The sequence below is a fragment of the Halochromatium sp. genome (assembly GCF_054919635.1).
Map to the genome: position 1 here is coordinate 1 of NZ_JBUDPI010000342.1, position 4001 is coordinate 4001.

Genomic DNA, 4001 nt, shown 5'->3' on the forward strand with positions numbered 1-4001 from the left:
CGATACCTATCTGGTCAGCGAGCGCGGCATCTATCGCCCTGGCGAGACGCTGACCCTAACCGCCTTGACCCGCGATCCGCGCGCCCATGCGGTGACTGGGGTGCCACTGACCTTCGTGCTCAAACGTCCGGATGGGGTCGAGCAGCAGCGCGAGCTGGTGCCGGACCAGGGGCTGGGCAGCTATCAGCTGCGGGCCCCTTTACTCAAGGATGCGATGCGCGGCACCTGGCAGGCTCAGGTTTATGCCGATCCGAAGGCCGAGGCGCTGGCGCGGACCCATTTCCTGGTCGAAGACTTCGAGCCCGAGCGCCTTGACTTCAGCGTCGAGCCCTCGGCATCCAGGATTGATCCGTCGGCCCCGCCAAGCCTGAGCATCGATGCACGTTTCCTCTATGGTGCGCCGGCCGCGAATCTCGAGGTCTCGGGCATGACGCGAGTGACGCTTGCCGAGGGGCTGGCTGACTGGCCGGGCTGGCAGTTTGGTCTCGCTAGCGAATCGGTCCAGGACCGCAGCGAGCCGCTTCCCGGGGCTGAGACCAATGCCGATGGCCAGGCCCTCCTCAGCGTCGAGCTGCCGACACTGGTGGCAAGCACGAGGCCATTGCAGGCGCTGATCGATGTGCAGGTGTTCGATGGCGGTGGGCGTCCGGTCGAGCGCAACCTGAGTCTGCCGATCCTCGATCAGCGCCCGCGCATCGGTATCAAGCCGCTGTTCGAGGGCGCGGTCGACCAAGGTGGCAACGCGCGTTTCGCGGCGATGGTGATCGGCGCGGACGGTAAGCCGATGCCGGCCGCAGGGCTGCGCTGGACCCTGTCCCGGGTACGAACCTCCTATCAATGGTATCGCACCGATGGCGATTGGCGCTTCGAGCCGGTCGTCAGCCGCACCCGTGTCGCGAGCGGTGATCTGGATGTGGGTGCTGATCCAAGCGCTCCGGCGCAGCTCGAGGCGCCGGTCGATTGGGGCGCCTATGAGCTAAGAGTCGAGTCCGGAGACGGCAGCCTGCTCGTTCATGGAAGCCGCTTGGTGCCGGCGAGCATTGGCTTCGAGGCCGGCTGGTACGTCGCGCCCAAGGCCTTCGATACCCCCGATGTGCTCAAGGTCTCGCTCGACAAGGCTGAATATCGGGTCGGTGAGCAGGCGCAGGTGCGCCTCGAGCCGCGCTTCCCCGGTCTGGCGTTGGTGATGGTGATCGGCGGGGATGGTCTGGTTAGCATGCATCCGGCCGAGGTGCCTGAGACGGGCGCTAGCGTTGCAGTGCCGGTGACCGCTGATTGGGGGCCGGGGGCCTATGTCACCGCGATCCTCTACCGTGGCATGGACCTGAAGGCGCGACGCATGCCGCGACGGGCGATCGGTCTGCACTGGGCTGGCGTTGACCCAGAACGGCGCCAGTTGAGCCTAGCGCTTGAGACACCTGAGCTGGCCCGCCCACGCGAGCCACTGAGCATCGGTGTCCAGATCGATGATCTGGCGCCTAGCGAAGAGGCCTTCGTGACTTTGGCGGCAGTCGATCTGGGTATTCTGAATCTAACCCGCTTCAAGGCCTGGTCGCCGGCCGACTGGTACTTCGGCCAGCGTCGGCTAGGTGCCGAGCTGCGCGACCTCTATGGTCAGCTCATCGATCGTATGCAGGGCGAGCCCGGCCGGCTGCGCACCGGCAGCGGCGCCGGTCAGCTGATGTCTTTCGAAGGCCCACCGCCGACCGAGGCGCTCGTCGCCTTCCAGACCGAGCCCCTTCGCTTGGATGGCCAGGGGCGCGCTCAGGTGAGCTTCGATCTGCCCGACTTTAACGGTCAAGTTCGGGTCATGGCGATGGCCTGGTCGGCGACTGGGGTCGGCCAGGCGCTGGCCGACGTCCTCGTACGTGATCCAATCGTCGTGACCGCTGCGATGCCGCGCTTCCTGGCTCCCGGCGATCGCTCGCGCATCCTGCTCGAGCTTGCTCACGTCGAGGGTCCAGCTGGACCTATCGAGGTCTCATTGACCAGCAATGGCAAGGGTCTGCGGATCGAGAACGATGGCACGCCCATGCTGCTCGATCTATCCGAGCAGGGTCGTGCCCAATTAGCCTTCTCGGTCCAGGCCTTGGGCGGGAGCCTGGTCCCGAGCAACAATGAGCTTCTGGTTCGGCTCGTCACGCCGACGGGAGACGAGCTGACCAAGCAGCTGATACTCGGTGTGCGCAATCTCGAGCCCGAGGTCGCCCGCACTCAGGCCATCCCACTTGAGCCGGGCGCGCCACCCCTGCGGCTGCAGACACTCGCGTCCAACGACAGCGGTCTGCTGCCGAGCAGCGCCTATTGGTCGCTGTCAATTAGTGGTGCTGGTGCGCTCGATGTACCCGGTCTGCTTTGGGCGCTGGACCGCTATCCGTTCGGCTGCGTCGAGCAGCTGACCAGTCGAGCCCTGCCGCTGCTGTATTTGGACGCGGTCACGCTGAACGCAGGTCTAGCGGTGGGCACCAAGGCGGCGGCGATGGATGAGCGCACCAGCGCTACTGCCCATGCTCCCACCGCTGCTGACGACGCTGAGGACGACGTCACTGCGCGTATTCGCAAAGCCATCGCCGAGATCCTCGCCCATCAGCATTCGACCGGGGGATTTGGGCTCTGGCAGCCGGGTCTGGGCGACCTTTGGCTCGATGCCTATGTGACCGATTTTCTGACCCGCGCCCGCGAGCAGGGTTATCAGGTTCAGGCAAATGCCTTCGGCAACGCCCTCGACAACCTGCGCAATCAGCTTAGCTATGCGGCCGACTTCGACAAGGGCGGCGAGGGCATCGCCTACGCCCTCTACGTGCTGGCCCGCAATAGCCGCGTCCCGGTCGGCGATCTGCGCTACTACTTGGAGACCAAGCTCGACGCCTTCGCCACCCCGATGGCGCGCGCCCAGCTTGGCGCCGCGCTCGCCCTCTTTGGCGAGACTCAGCGCGCCGCAACCGCCTTGCGCTCCGCGCAAACGCTCTGGGAGCAGCAGACAGCCGCGACTGGCTGGCGTGCCGACTTCGGCTCGCATCTGCGCGACGGCGCTGCCCTGCTCGCCCTGGCCGCCGAGGCAGGCGGTAACGCGATCGATATCAGCGCGCTCGGCAACCGGCTCGAAGAGGTCTGGGCGGCGACGGACTATCCCAGCACCCAAGATCAGGCCTGGATGCTACTTGCGGCGCACGCATTGATGGACGGTGCCGCCAAGCCACGCCTTAGTATCAATGGTCGGCCACACGACGGCGCCTTCTTCCGCCGCGGTCAACTCGGCGACCTGGCCCCCCAGCTCATCGGTACTCGCATCTCGAGCGCCGCCCACGAGGCCGCATCCAGCCGCGAGCCCGGATCAGCGCCAACCTCCGGATCAGCGCCCGCATCCGGATCGGCAAGCGCGCTCAAGATCGCCAATGCCGGCGATCGCCCGCTCACCGCAATGCTCACCCGCACGGGTATACCTGCGGTACCAGCGCCGGCCGGCGGTCATGGCTACAGCATCGAGCGCAGCTACTACGATCTCGAAGGCCGTCGCGTTGACCCGACGCAGATCACCCAAGGCGCTCGACTTGTCGTCCTGATCACGGTTCGTGCTGACCAACAGCGCGCGGCACGCCTGCTGATCAACGATCCCTTACCTGCTGGCCTCGAGATCGACAACCCCCATCTGCTGCGCTCCGGCTCCATCGAAGGTCTGCCTTGGCTAAACCTGGTCACCGAGCCGGCTCATATCGCCTTCGGCAGCGATCGCTTCGCCGCCGCTGTCGAGCGCGAGCGCCGTGATCCTAGGAGCTTTCAGCTCGCCTACGTCGTTCGCGCCATCTCCCCGGGTCGCTTCGCCCATCCGGCTGCCCAGGTTGAAGCCATGTACCAGCCCAGCCTGAGGGCTCGCACGGCCTCCGGGTTCATGGCCATCAGTGCTCCAGAATGATCACAGTAAGCTGTCTAGACCGACCCAAAACGCAAGCAAACACCGAGAGAGGGCGCCGTGGTCGGGTGGCGTCGCTCGGGGGTGTCGA

1 protein-coding gene is annotated in these 4001 nt (G+C 66.0%); it reads left to right on the forward strand.

Features of this window, described 5'->3' with window-relative positions:
• Positions 1-3913, forward strand: a 3913-nt coding sequence (locus tag ACY693_RS16250) for an alpha-2-macroglobulin family protein (RefSeq protein ID WP_462322856.1), incomplete at its 5' end; no start/stop codon positions are given.
• Between the last annotated feature and the right edge of the window lie 88 nt (positions 3914-4001).